A 17,645-nucleotide genomic window follows, 5' to 3' on the forward strand; every position below is an offset into this window, starting at 1 on the left:
GCCGCCCCCTGCTAGCGCGCTTAACACTCTTTACTGTGCTACCATGCAGGCTACAGTAGCCCAAATCGTAGAAGTTGAGGCGACATTTACGAGGGCTCTTCCAGCCTTTGTTATTTCAGGTTTGCCCAATAGTGCCATTCAAGAATCCAAACAAAGGGTACAATCTGCCCTCCAAAACAATGGCTTTAGCTTCCCCCCTCTTAAAATCACGATCAATCTTTCCCCAGCAGATTTACCCAAGAGTGGGAGTCATTTTGATCTGCCTATGGCTTTACTCGTGGCTTTACAAAAAAGACCCTTAGAGGGAAAATGGTTTGCCTTCGGGGAATTAGGCTTAGATGGCCGTGTTAAATACAACCAAGCGATCTTTCCCATGCTTTTAGACATCGCCATTAAAAAACCCCATGCCCATGTAATCGTACCTAAATTGGGGCAAGAACTTTTTGCTCTTATCCCTAATTTACACTTCCACTATGTAGAAAATCTCCAAGAGGCTTTAAAAACTATTTTACACAACACCCCTGCTACAGCTCAAAAAGCCCAATTAGCCTTTGAATCTTTAGAACTTCAAGGGCAACGCTACTATTACATGCGCGATTTTGCGCTAGATTTTAAAGATGTAAAAGGACAAGAACTAGCCAAAGAAGCCGCTCTTATTGCTGCTTCTGGAATGCATAATATTATCTTTGAAGGTAGTCCGGGCTGTGGTAAAAGCATGGTGGCTAAGCGCATGCGCTATATTTTGCCCCCCACAACTCTTTCTGAAATGATTGAGGGGGTTAAGCTGCGCATTTTAAGCCACCAAGATAGCACCTATAGCCCGCTTAGAAGTTTTAGAAACCCCCACCAAAGCGCCTCAAAAGCTAGTATTTTAGGTTCTACAAATGCTAATTTGCCCAGACCCGGTGAAATTGCCCTAGCCCATAATGGCATTTTATTTTTTGATGAACTCCCCCATTTTAAAAGAGATGTTTTAGAGTCTTTACGCGAGCCAATGGAGAATAATAAACTGGTGATCTCTAGGGTGCATAGCAAAATTGAGTACAACACTTCATTTTTATTTATAGGGGCGATGAATCCTTGCCCTTGTGGGAATTTAATGGATAATAATAAAGTATGTCGCTGCCAAGAAAGAGAAATTATTGCTTATAAAAACCGCTTGAGTGAACCTTTCTTAGATCGCATTGATTTATTTGTCCAAATGGCTAGTACAAGAGAAGATGTTAAAAGTAGGGTGAGTTCAGAAGCATTGCACCAACAAATGTTAGAAGCCTTTAAAATGCAAAAGATACGGGGGCAAAGTGAGCTAAATGGAAAACTAGAAGAGAGTCAAATTGAGGAATTTTGTTTATTAACACAGGAAGCACAACACTTGCTAGATCAGGCAATTTTACGCTTTAATTTTTCAGAAAGAGCCGTACATAAAAGTAAGAAAATAGCGCGCACCATTGCTGATTTACAAAGAAGCGAGATCATACAAAAAGAACATGTGTTAAAGGCTTTGCATTTTAGAAAAGTGGCTTAAACTATATGGAGGAAGGACATGCAAAAGTATTATTTTAAAGGGCTTGATTGTCCGGATTGTGCCAACAAATTAGAAGTAGAGTTAAACAAACAAAGTTATATCAAAGCCGCTCAAGTATCTTTTAACACGGGTACTTTGTATTTAGATACAAAAGATATTCAAAAGGCTTTAAAGCTCATTAAAGAATTAGAGCCGGAGATGATTCTTTCTAGTCAGCAAGAACAACAACCTTCTACAGACTCTTTAAGTATCTATCCAATTTTAAGCTCCATTGGGCTTTATTTGGTTGCCGTTGTGGCGTTACATTTTATACAAATTACCCTAGTGCGCTATTTGGCTTATGTAATTTTAGGTGGGGTGTATGCATTTGCTGGTAAAGATGTTTTTTTAGGGGCTCTTAGAGGTGTAAAAAATAAGCGCTTTTTTGATGAAAACACCTTAATGTTAAGCGCCACCATTGCTGCCTTTTGTGTGGGGGCTTATGAAGAGTCAGTTTCTGTCATGGTCTTTTATGCAACCGGAGAATTTTTACAAAAATTAGCGATTAAGCGCTCTAAACGATCGCTACAATCTTTACTAGATGTCGCGCCTAATTTTGCCTTTCTAAAACAAGGGGATGCGTTGCAGCAAGTACGCCCGGAGGATTTAAAAATAGGCGATGTGGTGGTGGTTAAAGTGGGGGAGAAAATCCCTACAGATGGGGTTGTGCTTTTAGGAGAGAGCATGCTCGATCAAAAACCTCTAACCGGGGAGTCTTTGCCTGTAAATGTAAGAGAAAAAGATAAGGTATTAGGGGGGAGTATTAATTTAAAGGCGGTGTTAGAAATTGAGGTGAGTAAGGCTTATGCAGATTCCTCTATTGCTAAGATTGTTGACATGGTCTCTCATGCGGTTAGCCAAAAATCTCGAACCGAAAAACTCATTAGCGTATTTGCCCGTTACTATACCCCCGCTGTCTTTTGCATTGCTTTAATGATTGCTTGTATCCCGCCTCTTTTAGGACATGGGAGTTTTGATGCATGGATTTATCGCGGGCTTGTGGCTTTAATGGTGAGTTGCCCTTGCGCTTTAGTGATTTCTATTCCGCTAGGCTACTTTGGAGGAGTGGGGGCGGCTAGTAAATGTGGGGTTTTAATTAAAGATGTGCACACTTTAGAAACCCTCAATCAAGTTAAAAATATCGCCTTTGATAAAACCGGAACTCTAAGCAAGGGGGAGTTTAAAGTTATAAGAGTAGTCAGTGAGCCTCCCTTTGCTCAAGAAGATGTCTTGCGTTTTGCTAGTTGTGCACAAATTTTATCCACCCATCCTATTGCCCTTTCTATCCAAAAGGCCTATACAAGTGCTTGTAAACATAAAATTGAAGAGTATCAAGAAATTAGTGGTCTAGGCGTACAAGCTAAATGCCATGCTAATTTAATCATTGCGGGTAATGATCAAATTTTGCATAAATACAATATCCCGCATACTTGCTGTAGTTTGGAGGGTACGATTGTACATGTCGCCTCTAATGGGGAATACATCGGTTATATCGTGTTAGCGGATACCCTCAAAGAGGATGCTAAAGAGTGCTTAGAGCGCTTAAAAAAAGAAGGGATTAGTAACTTTTGTATTTTAAGTGGGGATAATGAAAGCACCACTAAAAACATGGCAAAAATTTTACAGTGTGATTATCAGGCCGGATTATTACCAGAGCAAAAAGTCCAAGCCTTTAAATTTTTCCAGCAAAACAACAAGGGTAAAAGCGCTTTTATTGGAGATGGGATTAATGATGCGCCTACTTTGGCTTTAGCCGATGTGGGCATGGGTATGGGCAGTGCTAGCCAAATTAGTAAAGATAGTGCAGATATTATCATCACAAATAACACGCTAAACTCTGTAGTGCAGGTTTTTAAAATCGCTAAGAAAACAAGACATATTGTGTTAGAAAATATCATCTTTGCTTTAGGGGTGAAAGCGGCTTTTTTAATTTTAGGGGTTTTTGGGGAGGCGACTTTGTGGGAGGCTGTATTTGGAGATGTGGGCGTTACGCTTATTGCCCTAGCTAATTCTATGCGCACGATGTGGGTTAAATAATGGTTAAATTTATTAAGTTAGAATACGCGCCTACTACATCATAAAGGATAGGAATGAAATTATTGCATGCTGTTGTTGTGTCTGGAGCACTTTGTGTGGGTCTGAATGCCCAAACAATTGGTTTGAATGCTTTTCCAGAATATAAACCCAAACCCGATCAAGAAATGCTAGATCTAGCCGGTAAAGTGAGTGCAAAAAAATTGCTTGAGTATTTAACTGAAATGCGCGTGCGCTATAATAAAATGGACGATAAAGAAAAAGCTGAATTTTTGAGACACTTCCAAGATACTTTGGCTAAAAATATTGCTAAACTCAAACCCGCACAACTAAAAAAGAGACTAGCAACCATTAAAAAAGCCTTGGAAGCACGGGCTCAACACCTTGATCTGTTAAGAAAAGAAGTGAATGAGGAATTTGAATACATTAGCTTTTGGCGAAAATCTTTAGATGCCGGGACATTTGAACAAGATCTACACAAATACGGCTTTGTTCCCCCTGTTAAACCCGTTAAAGAATAACTAACGCAAACGCCTTTTACGCCTACGCCCTAGCTTAATGATTTTTGAGGGGGGCTTAGGGGTTAACCCCCGATTATCTTCAATAATAATATCTGCTAATTGTTTGGCTATCTCTGCATTATAACTTTGCGCGCTTAAATTAGCCGAAGTGCTAAAAAGGGGGCCTAGTTGCTCTAAAAATAATAAAACCTGTGGATCATAAATCACTCTAAAGGCTTTTGAGCCTTGCGCGCTTGGATAAATAAAAGTTGCTTTTAGACGGCGCACTAGAGATCTTGCATGGGGAGGTACGCGTTTAGGGAGAGCTTTTAAACTGGGTAGTGTTTGTAAAAGTGGCTTATTAGGCGGGCTTTTTTTAACCCGGTTAAGTGTATCTCTTCTGTGGCTAAAAAATCCCACTGTGGTATCACTCTGGGCTAAAATCACACCTAAATTAAAATTTTGCTCCATTATTGCCCCCTTAATTGTGCTAACTAAAGGCTTTAATCTTGTAGTGTATTTTATCTCTTAAAACAAACGCGCTTTTATTTGCTAACTTTTGCTAACTAATATTAAGATGAATTATGATAATAATCTACAGAGTAAAATGTACATGAGGTGTTGGTGGGGTTTAAGGAAAAAATTTCTTGGGCGTTAGTTGGTGTTTTGATTGTTAGTTTTGTCGCCTTTGCTATATTTACAGAATCATTCATGCGTAGAACTATGATTCATGATGCTGAAACCGCTTTATTCTCATTGGCTAGAGCTAATACAGATTGGGTTAACTCTTGGGAACATAATATCTCTAGAATTTTTACTGTGGGGGCAAGATTTGTAACTTTAAACTGGTCAGAAACAAGGAGTAATGAACAAACTCTCACTAAAGAATTAGATTATTTAACCGAAAGTTTGGGAGCTTTGCAAGCTTTTGTAGGGCTAGAAGATGGTTCTATGCATGTTAGTAGCGGCATGGGGTCTCCTCCAAAAGGATATGATCCTAGAGAGCGCTTTTGGTATAAACAAGCGCGTACACAGAGAAAAACAGTGCTTTCTAAAGTCTTTAAAGATGCTTATAGTGGTAGGTTAGTCATTTCTTATAGCGCCCCTTTAATTGTAAATTCAAAGTTTATAGGTGCGCTAGGGGTGGATATTCCCATTGAATTTTTTAAAACCCATGCCAAGCATTTAAGTAGCAAACAGGGCGAGGAATTAGAATTTATTGATGCCCATGGGCTTGTTCTTGGATCTAGTGTATTAAAGAGTGGTTCTAATATTGCAGATGAAAATTCCCCTCTTAAAGAAGTTGCTTCTAAAATTTTAAGTATCAAAGAGGGGATTTTATATAGCACTGGGGCAAAGGGACAAAAAAGCTTTTTAATTGTACACACCACAGTACCTGAGTATAACTGGAAAGCCATAGCCCGTATCCCTGTTTCCGTTGCGTTTAAAGATATTTCTAGGTTACGCTTGATTATGATTATTACTTCCTTATTAGGACTCTTTTTTACTCTGGGGGTTATTCTTGGCTGGATTTATTACTTAATGCGCCCCTTAGATCACTTAAGACATTTAAGTTCTGATTTAACACAAGGCAGTAGAGATTTAACAAAGAGATTACCCGTTAAAAGCCAAAGTAAAAGAGATGACATTGCCATCATCACGCGCAATATCAACACATTTATAGAGAATATGTGGAGAATTATTAGCCATTTTAAAGAAATAGTTGGTAGCCAAAGGGAATTTTCCACTACTTTAGATACAGAGATTAAAATAATGCAAGAGGGGGTTAATCAGATCGTAGGGGCGGTGCAAAAATCTATTCAGATTAGTAAACATAGTGTAGAGGAGGTTTTAGATAATACAAAGCGCGCCAATAGCAATGTTGAAAGGTTAAATCAGGCAAGCACGCAATTAGAAAAGATGATTGAAGAGATCAAAGATTTAGGCAAGCATGCAGAACATAACGCCACGCAGAGTTTAGAATGCTCGCATAAATTAGGAAACAACCAAAAGTACCGATGCTATTAAAAAGGTTTTAGTGATCATCAATGATATTGCCGAACAAACTAATTTATTAGCCCTGAATGCCGCCATTGAGGCCGCACGCGCGGGTGAACATGGTAGAGGTTTTGCAGTGGTGGCTGATGAGGTTAGAAAGTTAGCCGAAAAAACCCAAAAAAGTTTAGTTGAAATTGATAGTACAATTAATGAAGTAGTACAAAGCGTGGGTGATATTAATAAAGCTTTAGGGGTTAATGCCCAAAATCTGTTAAAAACCTCTGAACTAGTCTTTAAAATGCAAAGCAGTATCCAACAAAATTCATCAAATATTTTAGCCGCTGTAGCCGACATTCATGAAAACACTAAACGGTTACAAATTATCATGCATGATAGCCAAGATGTTGATTCAGAAATTAAAAGAATTAGTGATCTAGCCAATGCACAACTAGAAAATATTACACATGTGCAAAAGGCTAATGCATCTCTAGGAAATGTTTGTTCTAATCTAAATAATGAAATCCAACAAATTAAGGTATGATGGTTTTAACAAATTATTTTGCTTAACTTAATTGGGGGGTGTTGGCTATCCCGCACCCCTAAAGAGGCTTAAAAGTGCAAAGTTAACATGGGATAGAGATTAACAAGGCGGGGTATCACGATTGGGGTTAATGTGCTTGTGTTAGCGGGCGTTTATGCGGAGCTTTGTACTAGCACGGATTAGTCTAAAGAGCTTTGTTGCAGGTTTGAAAAAAATTAATGATAGCAGAGATTTAAACTAACTGAAATTGCGCGCGTTTTAACCCGTTAAGAAATACGCATTCTCTAATACGCGCCCTTATGCAAAAATAACGCGTTTTTACTCAAAGATCGGTTTATAATGGCATTAACTTGCTTGAAAATTTTTACCCACTGCGCGCTAAAGCCCGCAAGCTTGAGCTAAGCAGATTAAGGCATTTTTGCTCATAAATCTATCATAGAGTAAGGGTTCAACTCTAAAGAGTAGGGGCTGGTAGAGCCTAGCTACCAAGCCTTGATGATCCTCTCAATCCCTAGCTTTGAGCGCGGGGAGTATGTCAAATTGTCAAATGAAAAATTGCATTGTTTGAAATTAAAAAGCGCGGTAGTTGTTCTCTTTTCTTGTAATTGAAAAACCCATATTTATATACGCTTAAAGTGGTTTTGTTTGATTAAAACCAAAAAAAGCAATTAAAGAGATTTCAAGCACTAAAAAAAACCCTCAATCAATTAAAAATAGCCTTGATATTTTGTCGTCTATACCAACCCCTTTTACTTTTAGGCTACACACTAATAAATCGTGTTAGAATGGCGCGTAAAATCTTTAAATCTTAAACTTATTGGGGTTTTGTTATGAGTCTTGGAATTAAAATCGCTGGTATTATTTTCCTATCCTTTGTTATTTTAGGAAGCTCTATTATTTACATCGCCACCCATGAACAAAATAATTTGCTCTCCTCAATCTTAGAAAGCCAAAAGCGCGGTAATACAAAGCAACGCGAAGAGGATTTGCGCTACGCCACGCTTTTAATAGAACAAGGCATAGCGGGTTTTTATGCTAGCCTTCCAAGAGAGCAAGCCCAAAAAAGGGCGCTTGAATACTTTGGCAAAATCAATAACGATAAGGGCATGATTTATATGGTGGTTGTGGATAAAAATGGTGTGGTGCTTTTTGATCCAGTCAATCCTAACACGGTGGGCAAGAGTGGTTTATTACTCTCAAGTGTAGACGGGGTGCATTATGTAGAAGGGTATATCAAAGCGGCTAATAAGGGAGGGGGTTATACTTACTACCAAATGCCTAAATTTGCTGGGGGTACGCCAGAGCCTAAAGTGGCCTATAGCCATTATGATCCGGTAAGCCAAATGGTGATTGTCTCTACCACCTATTACAGCGATATTTTGCATGCTTCAAGTAAAACCCGCAGAGAAGTGCAAGCCAGAGTTTTAAAAAATATCCACACTCTTGCCTACTGGATTGTCAGTATCGTCATTGCTTTAATTATTCTAGCTTTTATTCTTACGCATTTTGCCGCGATTAAACGGCTTGAAACTTTAGTTGCAAGGGTGCATGATTTTAGTTCAGGTGATCGCGATTTAACCCGCCGTATCCGAATCACTAGAAACAACGATGAGATTAGCAAAATTGGCGAGGGGGTTAATCACTTTGTGCAAAATATCCAAGAGTTTTTCAATGCGATTAAGTCTAATATCCGGGATAATACCGGAGTTGCTGAGAATCTAAACGCAAGTATTAGTAGCGCGCTTGCTGGCATGGGTAAAAGAACCCAAATGATCACACAAATTAAAGATAAAAGCGTAGAAATTAGCACGGTGATGAGTAAAACCGTTGGTGAGGCTCAAGAAAGCCAAAAAAGTTTAGCAGAAGTACAAGACTCTATTAAAACCTCTAATACAGCCATTACCGATTTATTTGAACAGGTTACAGAAGCCTCCCACACAGAAGAAGAACTAGCTAGCAAAGTAGAACAACTTAGTAAAAACGCTGATAGTGTTAAAAGTATTTTACATATCATTAATGATATTGCCGATCAAACTAATTTATTAGCCCTGAATGCCGCCATTGAGGCCGCACGCGCGGGTGAACATGGGCGCGGGTTTGCGGTGGTGGCTGATGAGGTGAGAAATTTAGCCGCTAGAACTCAAAAAAGCTTAGCTGAAATTAATTCAACAATTGGGGTAATTGTACAAGAAATTAATGATGTGAGTAACCAGATGAATTTAAATTCTAAAAAGATTGAGGAATTAAGCGGGGTGAGTTTAGGCGTGCAAAAGCAGTTTACAAGTATGAGTGAGAATTTGGCAAGCACGATAAAGCGCGTTAATGCTTCCATTGATGGGGTTGCTGGTACTAAAAAAGATGTTGATGGCATCTTGCATGATTTTGCTCTAGTTGAGGAAATTAATGCAAAATCGGCTAAAGAGGCCACGCAAATTATAGAAATTACCAAGTTTTTAAGCGATGCCACGGCTGATCTAAATAGTAAAATAATCCAATTTAAATCTTAATTTATGATTTTAGGCATTGATCCGGGTAGCTCTAAATGCGGGTATGGAATTATTCAGGGGGGTAAATTAATGGGAGCGGGTTTTATCCGCATTAAGGCTAAGCACTTGCAAGCACAAATTTTAGAAGTGGTGGCAGGGTTTGAGCAAATTTTAAAAACCTATGCCATTTCTGAGGTGGCGATGGAGGATATTTTTTATGCCTACAACCCTAAAACCGTGCTTAAACTAGCGCAATTTAGAGGGGCTTTAGGCTTAAAGATTTTACAAGAAATGGGGCATTTTAGCGAATACACGCCCTTGCAAGTTAAAAAGGCCATTACCGGACATGGAAAAGCAAGCAAAGAACAGGTGGCATTCATGGTTAAAAAAATCTTAGGGATTAAGAGTGCTATTAAACCCTTAGATATTACCGATGCCATCGCTATTGCCCTTACCCACGCCCAGCAAAACAAAAGCTCTTTTCCATGCTAGAGGCCATTTTAGAAACGCTTAAAGCAGATTTAAGCGAGTTTGAATTTAAAACCTATGTAGAAATTTTGCGCTTTGATGAAAAGGCTTCTAGGGCGGATTGTTTTGTGTTTTACGCCCCTAATATTTGGGTGTGTAGTTACATTAAAACGCGCTATAGTGCGCTTTTAGAAAATGCTATAGGGGCTTATAAAGGTTATCCTGTAAGTGTAGAGGTGCGCCCAAGAGATCAACAAATCAAAAACCCCCCTTTAAAACCTTTATGCCAAGCCCACCAAAACCCCTCTCTTAACCCTGCTTTTACCTTTGATACTTTGGTGGTGGGTAGTTGCAACCATTTAGCTATTAAAGTGGCTTCACAAGTGGCGCAAAATAGCGCATCGTATAACCCGGTGCTTTTCTTTGGCGGGGTGGGTTTGGGCAAAACACATATTTTAAATGCCATTGGCAATAAAGCTAGCGATCGCCTCCAAGATGTGCTGTATGTTACCGCTGAACAATTCTTAAATGACTATGTTTTTAGGCTTAATAACCACAGCATGGATAAATTCCAAGATAAATACCGCACGCGTGATTATTTGCTAATTGATGATGTGCAATTTTTTGGCGGTAAGCAAATGGTACAAGAAGAGTTTTTCCACACTTTTAACGCTTTACATAGTCAAGGTAGCCAGATTGTGATGACTTCAGATAAACCCCCAAGAGATATTAAAGGCTTAGCTGATAGATTACTCTCGCGCTTTGAAATGGGCATGATTGCAAGTATCCAACCTCCCAAGCTAGAAACCAAAATTGCTATTATCAATCAAAAATGTAAATTTAATCATATCCGTATGGACGCGCCGGTGGTGGAGTATTTAGCTAGCCACACAAATGAAAATATCCGCCAGATTGAAGGCGCGCTTTTGCGCCTTAATGCAACCGCTATGCTAACAGGCGTTCAAATTGATCTCTCTTTAGTAGAGGCGGTTTTAAAAGATACGATTAAAGAGTCTTTACAAGAAGTGAATTTAGAGCAGATTTTAAAGGTAGTGGCAAAAACCCTTAATTTAAAACCCTCAGATATTTGTAATAATTATCGCAACAGACAAGTCGCACTAGCGCGCAAACTTATTATTTATCTAGCCCGCACTCTAACTAACTCTTCTACCACAGCTTTAGCCCAATTTTTAGGCATGAAAGATCATAGCGGGGTGAGTAAGGCAAGTAAGATCGTTGCAAAGTGCATGCTAGAGGATAAGCACACTAAACTACTCATAGAGGAGATGCGCGCTAAAATTTTATCCCATGTAGATTGAAGCGTTTTCATAGTATAATCTCCCCACACAATGTACATTAAAATTAGCAAAAAGGGTGGCGATGCATTCGTATATGGGCGATAAAATTAAAGTATTGAAAGGTTTAGAGGGGGTGCGCAAACGCCCGGGTATGTATATTGGGGATACTAATATTAATGGCTTACACCACATGGTTTATGAAGTGGTGGATAACTCCATTGATGAGAGCATGGCAGGTTTTTGTACAGAAATTAAAATCACCTTAAGCCAATACGGATCATGCATTGTAGAGGATAATGGGCGGGGTATCCCGGTGGATATTCACCCTACAGAGGGCATTGCTGCAGCTACGGTGGTGTTAACTACTTTGCATGCGGGCGGGAAGTTTGATAAGGAGAGTTATAAAGTTTCTGGAGGCTTGCATGGGGTGGGGGTGAGTGTGGTTAATGCGCTTTCTGCTAAATTAATCATGACTATTAAAAGAGAGGGAAAGGTTTATGAACAAGAATTTGCTAAGGGCATTCCATTAGACACGCTGAAGCAAACAGGAATAACTAAGCAAAGAGGAACTTGTATTGAATTTTTCCCCGATGAAAGCATTATGGAAGTGGTTAGCTTTGATCCTCAGATTTTAAGAAAACGCTTTAAAGAAATGGCCTATTTAAACCACAATGTAACCATCACCTTTTGCGATCAACCCAATAATATAGAGGAAGTTTATCATTATGAGGAGGGGCTTAAACAATTCATTTTAGATACTAATAAAGCTCCCTTACTCTCTGATGTGATTACCTTTAATGGGCAGGCTGAGGACATGGAAGTAGAGGTGGCTTTGGCCTATAATGAGGGTTATTCTGAGCAAATGTTTAGCTTTGTGAATAATATCCGCACACCAGAGGGAGGCACGCATGAAGCTGGTTTTAGAATGGGTCTTAGTCGGGCAATTTTAAATTATATCCAGCAAAATGCTAGCGCGCGGGAGAAAGAGATAGGGGTGATTCAAGAGGATATTAAAGAGGGCTTAGTGGCTATAGTGTCGGCTAAAATCTTAGAACCCCAGTTTGAAGGGCAAACTAAAGCTAAATTGGGTAGTTCTTTTGTACGCCCCATTGTGGCTAAGTTAGTTTATGAAAAAATGGCACAATTTTTTGAGGAAAACCCTAGTGTGGCTAGAGCGATCATGCAAAAGGCGCTACTAGCTGCTAGAGGGCGTGAGGCGGCTAAAAAAGCTAAAGAACTCACCCGTAAAAAAGATAATTTAAGTGTGGGTACTTTGCCGGGTAAACTTGCAGATTGTCAAAGTAAAGACCCTAGAGAATCAGAAATTTATTTAGTGGAGGGGGATAGTGCGGGTGGATCGGCTAAACAAGGCAGGGATCGTACCTATCAGGCAATTTTACCCTTGCGGGGTAAGATTCTTAATGTAGAAAAATCCCATTTAAGTAAGATTTTAAAATCTGAGGAAATTAAAAATATGATCACGGCCTTTGGGTGTGGGGTAGGGGAGGAATTTAACATTGAAAAACTACGCTACCATAAAATCATTATCATGACTGATGCAGATGTAGACGGTAGCCATATCCAAACCCTTTTGATGACCTTTTTTTATCGCTACTTAAAACCCTTAATTGCTAATGGCCATGTTTACATCGCCCAACCTCCCCTTTATCGCTTTAAGAAAAAGAAGATTGAAAAATACCTTAAAGATGAAAAGGAGCTGAACCATTTTCTGATCGAACATGGGATTGATAGCGCACAGATTGAGGGCATGGGCCGTAGCGATTTATTAGCCTTGCTTAAAACTCTAAGCGCTTACCGGTTAGTGCTTAAAGAATTAGAAAAACGCCCCTTAATGGCAGAAGTGTTGCGTTATTTAGTTGAAATGCCCCAAAGACCTTCTTTAGAGGTTTTGGCTGAAGAAATCCGTGATCTTTTAGAAAAAATCCACTGCCATGTTTTAAGCCAACAGATTTTAGATCAAAGTTTACATTTCTTTGTACAGACTAAACTAGGTTTAGTAGAACTCTTAATAGATGAGGCTTTGTTTAACGATCCTTTATTTTTAGAGGCTAAGGCCTTAGTACAAAAAATCCAAGAATTTGATTTAAATTGTCTTAACATGGACGCGCTAGATTTTTTAGAAAATATTGAAGAACGCGCCAAACAGGGGGCTTATATCCAGCGCTATAAGGGTTTGGGTGAGATGAATCCAGAACAGCTTTGGGAAACAACGATGTCTGCGGCTAATCGCAATTTATTGCAAGTGTCCTTAGAAGATGAACAAAGCGCGCATGACGCCTTTAATTTACTCATGGGCGATGAGGTGGAGCCACGACGCGCCTATATCCAAGCCCATGCTAAAGATGTTAAACACCTAGATATTTAGGAAAAAAGAGAAGTTTGGGGGGGTCTTAGCTTGAGAATTTCATAAGTCTTAGGGGTGGCGATGCGCCCTTTAGCGGTGCGCTCTAAATAGCCATTAGCTAGTAAAAAAGGTTCAACAACCTCTTCAATCGTGCTTTCATCTTCATGCATGCTAGCAGCCAGAGTGCTTAAACCTAAGGGTCTATTCTTAGCATTAGCTAGTAATTCAAGATAGCGCAAATCTAAAGTATCCAAACCATAAGCATTTACCCCTAAAGCTTCTAGGGCAAGCTGGGTAGTGGCTAGATCAATGCAAGCCTTATTAGCGCTATCTGCAAAATCGCGTACGCGTCTAAGTAAGCGCAAAGCGATACGAGGCGTACCCCGACAACGCTTAGCAATTTCTAAACTCGCATCTGCATCAATGCTCTTTTTAAGTTTTAAACTTGCTTGGGTGGTGATGGTGCTTAGCTCTTCTACACTATAAAATTCTAATCTAAAATGCATGCCAAAGCGATCACGCAAAGGATTACTCAGCATTCCAGCGCGAGTAGTAGCTCCGATTAAAGTAAAAGGGGCTAGATCAATTTTAATAGTCTGTGCAGCTGCTTTTGAGCCAATGATAATATCTAGCCTAAAATCCTCCATCGCTGGATATAACACCTCTTCAATAGCCGGGCTAAGCCGGTGGATTTCATCAATAAAAAGAATTTCTTTAGGCTTGAGATTGGTTAAAACTGCGGCTAAATCGCCGGTCTTTTCAATCATAGGGGCTGTTGTAACTTTAATAGGCGTGTTGAGTTCTTTAGCAATGATATAGCTTAAAGTAGTTTTACCTAAACCCGGTGGCCCAAAAAATAAAATGTGATCGAGAGTATCGCTACGCTTCCTAGTTGCCATAATAGAGACTTGCAAGAGCTTTTTAAGGGGTTCTTGGCCTATGTATTCCTCCCAAAGACTAGGCCGCAAACTGGTATTTTCTTGTTCTTCAAACTCTAATTGCTCTAAATGAACTACCCGATTCACGAATAACTTTCCTCTGGGCTTGGAAAATTCCCCATTTGTATATCTTGTACATAGTTTTTAATGGCCTCTTGTACAAGTGTAGCGCCTTCTAGGTACGATCGTACAAATTGGGGCTTAAAGGCTGTAAAAAGCCCAAGCATGTCGCTAAAAACTAAAATTTGCCCATCGCAATGTATCCCGCTACCTATTCCAATAGTGGGGATTTTAAGGGTGTTTGTGATTCTTTGTGCCACATTAGCCACCACTCCCTCTAAGACAATTAAACGCGCCCCTGCCTCCTCTATAGCTAAGGCATCCTCTAAAACCTGCTGAGCACTCTGTGCTGTTTTACCCACAATCTTATACCCACCTACTCCTCGTACAGATTGGGGCGTAAGCCCGATGTGCCCTACTACTGCTAACCCCTCCTCTACTAAAGCTTTTACAACCCTTGCGCGCTGCACCCCTCCCTCAAGCTTGATCGCATCGGCTAAAGTGTGCTTATAAAAGCGCAAAGCATTTTTAAGGGCTTGTAACTCATTTGTATAACTTCCATAGGGCATATCTGCTACTACAAAGGCGCGCTTAACCCCTTGACATACAGCTTTAGTGTGATAAAGCATTTCGCCCATGCATGCGCTTAAAGTATCACCCTGCCCTTTAAAACTCATATTCAAACTATCGCCTACTAGAATAAGATCTACTAAAGGATCAAAAAGAGAGGCAAAGAGCGCATCGTAGGCTGTAATGGCGCTAATTTTAGTGGGAGTACCTGATTTTGGGTGCTTTTTTGCATGCAAAAAACCTAGCGTGATCTTTTTCATGGTTGGCCTAGTTTTTGGTCAGATTTTACCTTTAAAATGCTATGATAGCCCTGAAAACACGGGTTAAAAATAGAAATATAAAGTATCTTTAGGGTCGTTGGAGTATTGGGTTTGAAAGCGATTTATTGGGTTTTGTACCCTTTTTTGTTTTTGTATTTGTTGCAGGGTGCAGAGATTATAGATTATGAGCATTTAGACCCCAAATATTATAAATACATTAAATTCTATGGAGCAAGCACTGATCAAGAGATCAAACGGCTTGTCATGGATATAGACGATGCAGAAAAAAAGACGGGTTTAATCATCGGGCTTAGCACGGGGTTTTTCTACAACAATCAAATTAGACTAAGCACGGGTAGCAAGAGTATTATTAGTAATAGTTTAAATTATCTGTGGGCTATTGGGGTGCGCTTTGGTTATCAGACCTATCGCCCCTCTTTATTTGCTAAAACCATGCGCCCTAATATCGTTGGGCGGCGTATTTATATCCAATACATCGGGGCCATTCCTAAACAAGCTAGTATCGGGCGGGTGGGTTATCAAAGCGCAATGATTAATGCAGATTTAATGATTGATCCGGTGTTGCCTTTAGTGGGGCGGTATTTGTCTATGGGTTTTTTAATTGGCGTGGGGGTGGGGGTGGTTACTCAGGGGGTGAGTACGAATTCTTTTTTTGGCATGATGGCTAGTACTGGGATTGCCTTTACTGTCTTTGGGCATAACCGCGTAGAATTAGATTTTAAACTACTGGCTAATAAAGATGTTTCTTGGTGGGGGGGGATTGTCAATGTGGGGTATCAATATGTCTTTTAAACCCCCCCTTTTTCTTATCTTATGTGTGTGTTTTAATCTTAATGCAGATACCCATGCATCTGATCTTAACCACAAGAAGTTTGAAATTTACATGCTAAGAGGCCAGCTTTATGAGGCTAAGCAAGCCATGCTGGATCAAAAAATGGCTAAAAAGAAAAGTGGCGCGTTTATAGGGTTTGTGCTAGCAGAGGTGAGTTTAAAGGTTAATGGAATTACTAATCAAAGTTTCCCGCTTATTTATGGTCTTAAATTGGGTTATCAAAAGTATTTGGGGCATAGCGAGGTGGGGGGTTTGCGCTTTTATGGCGAGTATTTAGGGGGAGTGGCTAGAAGTGTATTACAACCCTCACAGAGTAGTTTTTATCAGATAGCTAGCATGAATGTAGATTTAGTGATGGATAAACCCATAGATGCCGGTAAAAAATACGCTTTAGGTGTTTTTGGAGGTCTTGGGGTGGGTTGGAATGGGTATAAAGATTATCCAAAAGCGACTAATAATCCTAATGGATTTGGGGTTATTGTCAATTTAGGGGTTGCCTTAACACTAAATACTAGACACCGCATCGAACTAGCCCTTAAAATCCCTCCCCTTAAATATAGCCATGCATTCTCCTACACTTTTGCAAGTGGGAATATCTACTACATTAGCTATAACTTATTGCTCTAAGGGATTATAAAATGAGATTTTTTTTAAGCGTACTTGTGCTTTTAAAAATGCAGGCTAATCCCTTGCCAGTTTTACAAGACACTAATTCAGATGTGATCTTTAAACCTACCCCTAGTACAGATTCAAACCATGTTAACCCCACTCCTTTAAAACAAACGCCCCAAGAAATCCAAAAAGAAGCCACACAAAAGGCAAACCAAGAAGCCAAAGAAAGATCACAAGAGGCTCAAAGGCTAGATGAACAGATTAAAATCTTACAAGAACAGATTAAAAACCAAGCAGTACAAACAAAACCTTCTTTACAGCAAAAACGATCTAAAATGAGCCAGCGTACTCAAAAAAAGAAAGCCATGAATTATCAAATTAGTAAACAAAAGAGCGGTTTTTTCTTAGGGGGAGGGTATGGGGTTGGGATTATCCATGAATCTTATAATAGCCAGCAAGCTAATAGCACTACTCTAGGGATTGCACAAACTCAAGAGATTTTCACAACTTTACCCAATCTTAGCGGTGTGGCTAATATGGCTAATTTAGAATTAGGCTACCAGCAGTATTTTAACCCCTATTTTGGATCGCGTGTTTATGGGGATTTGCTTTTTATTCCCGGTTTTACTAGCTTTAATAAACTTAATAACACCCCCTCTAAAAATCTAGGCTCTTTCTTTTATGCTTTAGGATCATTAAACATGGATCTTTTATTTGATGCGCCATTAGAGCGGCAAAAAAAGCATTTTCTAGGTTTATATGCAGGGTTTGGGGTGGGGTTAATGGTGTTAAGAGATCAAGGTGGTAAGGCTTTTAAAGGGATATTAGCCAATGGATATACAAGTTCTAATGCGCTATGGAAAATGTTATTAGAAGTAGATTACACGGTTAATTTAGGTATCGCCTTTACTTATAATCGCAACCTGCGCTTTGAGGTGGGGACTAAAATCCCTTTAACCTATTTACGGCTAGGCTTTCAAACTCCTGCAACTTATAAAAGTAGTACAAATAGCCAAACACTTATTAGCCAAGATACAGGCTTTAAGCGCAGTACTTTACTGGTGATGAATGTGTTATATGTCTTTTGAGGAGATTTAA

At 39.5% G+C, this 17,645-nt stretch carries 14 protein-coding genes and 1 pseudogene; 12 read left to right on the forward strand and 3 right to left on the reverse strand.

Going from position 1 to position 17,645, the window contains the following annotated elements:
* Positions 1 to 43: 43 nt before the first annotated feature.
* The 3 genes from G6Q00_RS04960 to G6Q00_RS04970 are packed head-to-tail and all read left to right on the forward strand — an operon-like array spanning position 44 to position 4,119.
* Complete coding sequence (locus G6Q00_RS04960; protein WP_205426525.1) at positions 44 to 1,525, forward strand: YifB family Mg chelatase-like AAA ATPase; 1,482 nt, start codon at positions 44 to 46, stop codon at positions 1,523 to 1,525.
* A gap of 18 nt (positions 1,526 to 1,543) precedes the next feature.
* Complete coding sequence (locus G6Q00_RS04965) at positions 1,544 to 3,601, forward strand: heavy metal translocating P-type ATPase (RefSeq protein ID WP_163532270.1); 2,058 nt, start codon at positions 1,544 to 1,546, stop codon at positions 3,599 to 3,601.
* Positions 3,602 to 3,654: 53 nt separating this feature from the next.
* The gene (locus G6Q00_RS04970; protein WP_163532271.1) at positions 3,655 to 4,119 is read left to right on the forward strand and encodes a DUF1104 domain-containing protein; all 465 of its coding nucleotides are present in this window, start codon (positions 3,655 to 3,657) and stop codon (positions 4,117 to 4,119) included.
* On the opposite strand, the gene G6Q00_RS04975 is transcribed toward G6Q00_RS04970, so the two are convergent.
* Complete coding sequence (locus G6Q00_RS04975; protein ID WP_240330996.1) at positions 4,120 to 4,569, reverse strand: Sua5/YciO/YrdC/YwlC family protein; 450 nt, start codon at positions 4,567 to 4,569, stop codon at positions 4,120 to 4,122.
* A 240-nt stretch (positions 4,570 to 4,809) separates the two neighbouring features.
* Here G6Q00_RS04975 and G6Q00_RS04980 point away from each other — a divergent pair, with 240 nt between their 5' ends.
* The 6 genes and pseudogenes from G6Q00_RS04980 (at position 4,810) to gyrB (ending at position 13,275) form a co-directional block, all read left to right on the forward strand.
* Entirely contained in the window at positions 4,810 to 6,126 is a 1,317-nt protein-coding gene (locus G6Q00_RS04980) for a methyl-accepting chemotaxis protein (RefSeq protein ID WP_163532272.1), read from the forward strand.
* Positions 6,127 to 6,139: 13 nt separating this feature from the next.
* Positions 6,140 to 6,637, forward strand: a pseudogene (locus G6Q00_RS04985) (methyl-accepting chemotaxis protein); the annotation flags it as partial.
* An 830-nt stretch (positions 6,638 to 7,467) separates the two neighbouring features.
* Entirely contained in the window at positions 7,468 to 9,144 is a 1,677-nt protein-coding gene (locus G6Q00_RS04990; RefSeq protein ID WP_163499277.1) for a methyl-accepting chemotaxis protein, read from the forward strand.
* 3 nt (positions 9,145 to 9,147) lie between these two features.
* Positions 9,148 to 9,615 carry a crossover junction endodeoxyribonuclease RuvC gene (gene ruvC, locus G6Q00_RS04995; RefSeq protein ID WP_163532273.1) on the forward strand — a complete coding sequence of 156 codons (468 nt, stop codon included), beginning with the start codon at positions 9,148 to 9,150 and terminating at the stop codon, positions 9,613 to 9,615.
* Positions 9,609 to 10,910, forward strand: a complete 1,302-nt coding sequence (gene dnaA, locus G6Q00_RS05000) for a chromosomal replication initiator protein DnaA (protein WP_163532274.1) — start codon at positions 9,609 to 9,611, stop codon at positions 10,908 to 10,910. Before ruvC ends, dnaA begins: the two co-directional genes overlap by 7 nt.
* Before the next feature lie 61 nt (positions 10,911 to 10,971).
* Entirely contained in the window at positions 10,972 to 13,275 is a 2,304-nt protein-coding gene (gene gyrB / locus G6Q00_RS05005; protein WP_163532275.1) for a DNA topoisomerase (ATP-hydrolyzing) subunit B, read from the forward strand.
* Here gyrB and ruvB read toward each other — a convergent pair.
* Entirely contained in the window at positions 13,272 to 14,279 is a 1,008-nt protein-coding gene (gene ruvB / locus G6Q00_RS05010; RefSeq protein WP_163532276.1) for a Holliday junction branch migration DNA helicase RuvB, read from the reverse strand. The two genes, gyrB and ruvB, sit on opposite strands and share 4 nt — an antisense overlap.
* Complete coding sequence (gene panB / locus G6Q00_RS05015; protein WP_163532277.1) at positions 14,276 to 15,082, reverse strand: 3-methyl-2-oxobutanoate hydroxymethyltransferase; 807 nt, start codon at positions 15,080 to 15,082, stop codon at positions 14,276 to 14,278. Before panB ends, ruvB begins: the two co-directional genes overlap by 4 nt.
* Before the next feature lie 105 nt (positions 15,083 to 15,187).
* Here panB and G6Q00_RS05020 point away from each other — a divergent pair, with 105 nt between their 5' ends.
* Genes G6Q00_RS05020 through G6Q00_RS05030 form a run of 3 tightly spaced genes read left to right on the forward strand, consistent with a single transcriptional unit; the run spans position 15,188 to position 17,635 of the window.
* A complete protein-coding gene (locus G6Q00_RS05020; RefSeq protein WP_430750788.1) occupies positions 15,188 to 15,895 on the forward strand; it encodes a hypothetical protein in 708 nt (235 codons plus the stop codon).
* Positions 15,885 to 16,562, forward strand: coding sequence for an outer membrane beta-barrel protein (locus G6Q00_RS05025; protein ID WP_240330998.1), 678 nt, complete (start codon positions 15,885 to 15,887; stop codon positions 16,560 to 16,562). The genes G6Q00_RS05020 and G6Q00_RS05025 overlap by 11 nt, the downstream gene beginning before the upstream one ends.
* Positions 16,563 to 16,573: 11 nt before the next feature.
* On the forward strand, positions 16,574 to 17,635 hold the full coding sequence (locus G6Q00_RS05030) for an outer membrane beta-barrel protein (RefSeq protein ID WP_240329554.1): 1,062 nt from the start codon (positions 16,574 to 16,576) through the stop codon (positions 17,633 to 17,635).
* Positions 17,636 to 17,645: the final 10 nt, after the last annotated feature.

The sequence above is a fragment of the Helicobacter suis genome (assembly GCF_902196125.1).
GTDB classification, from domain to species: domain Bacteria; phylum Campylobacterota; class Campylobacteria; order Campylobacterales; family Helicobacteraceae; genus Helicobacter; species Helicobacter suis_B.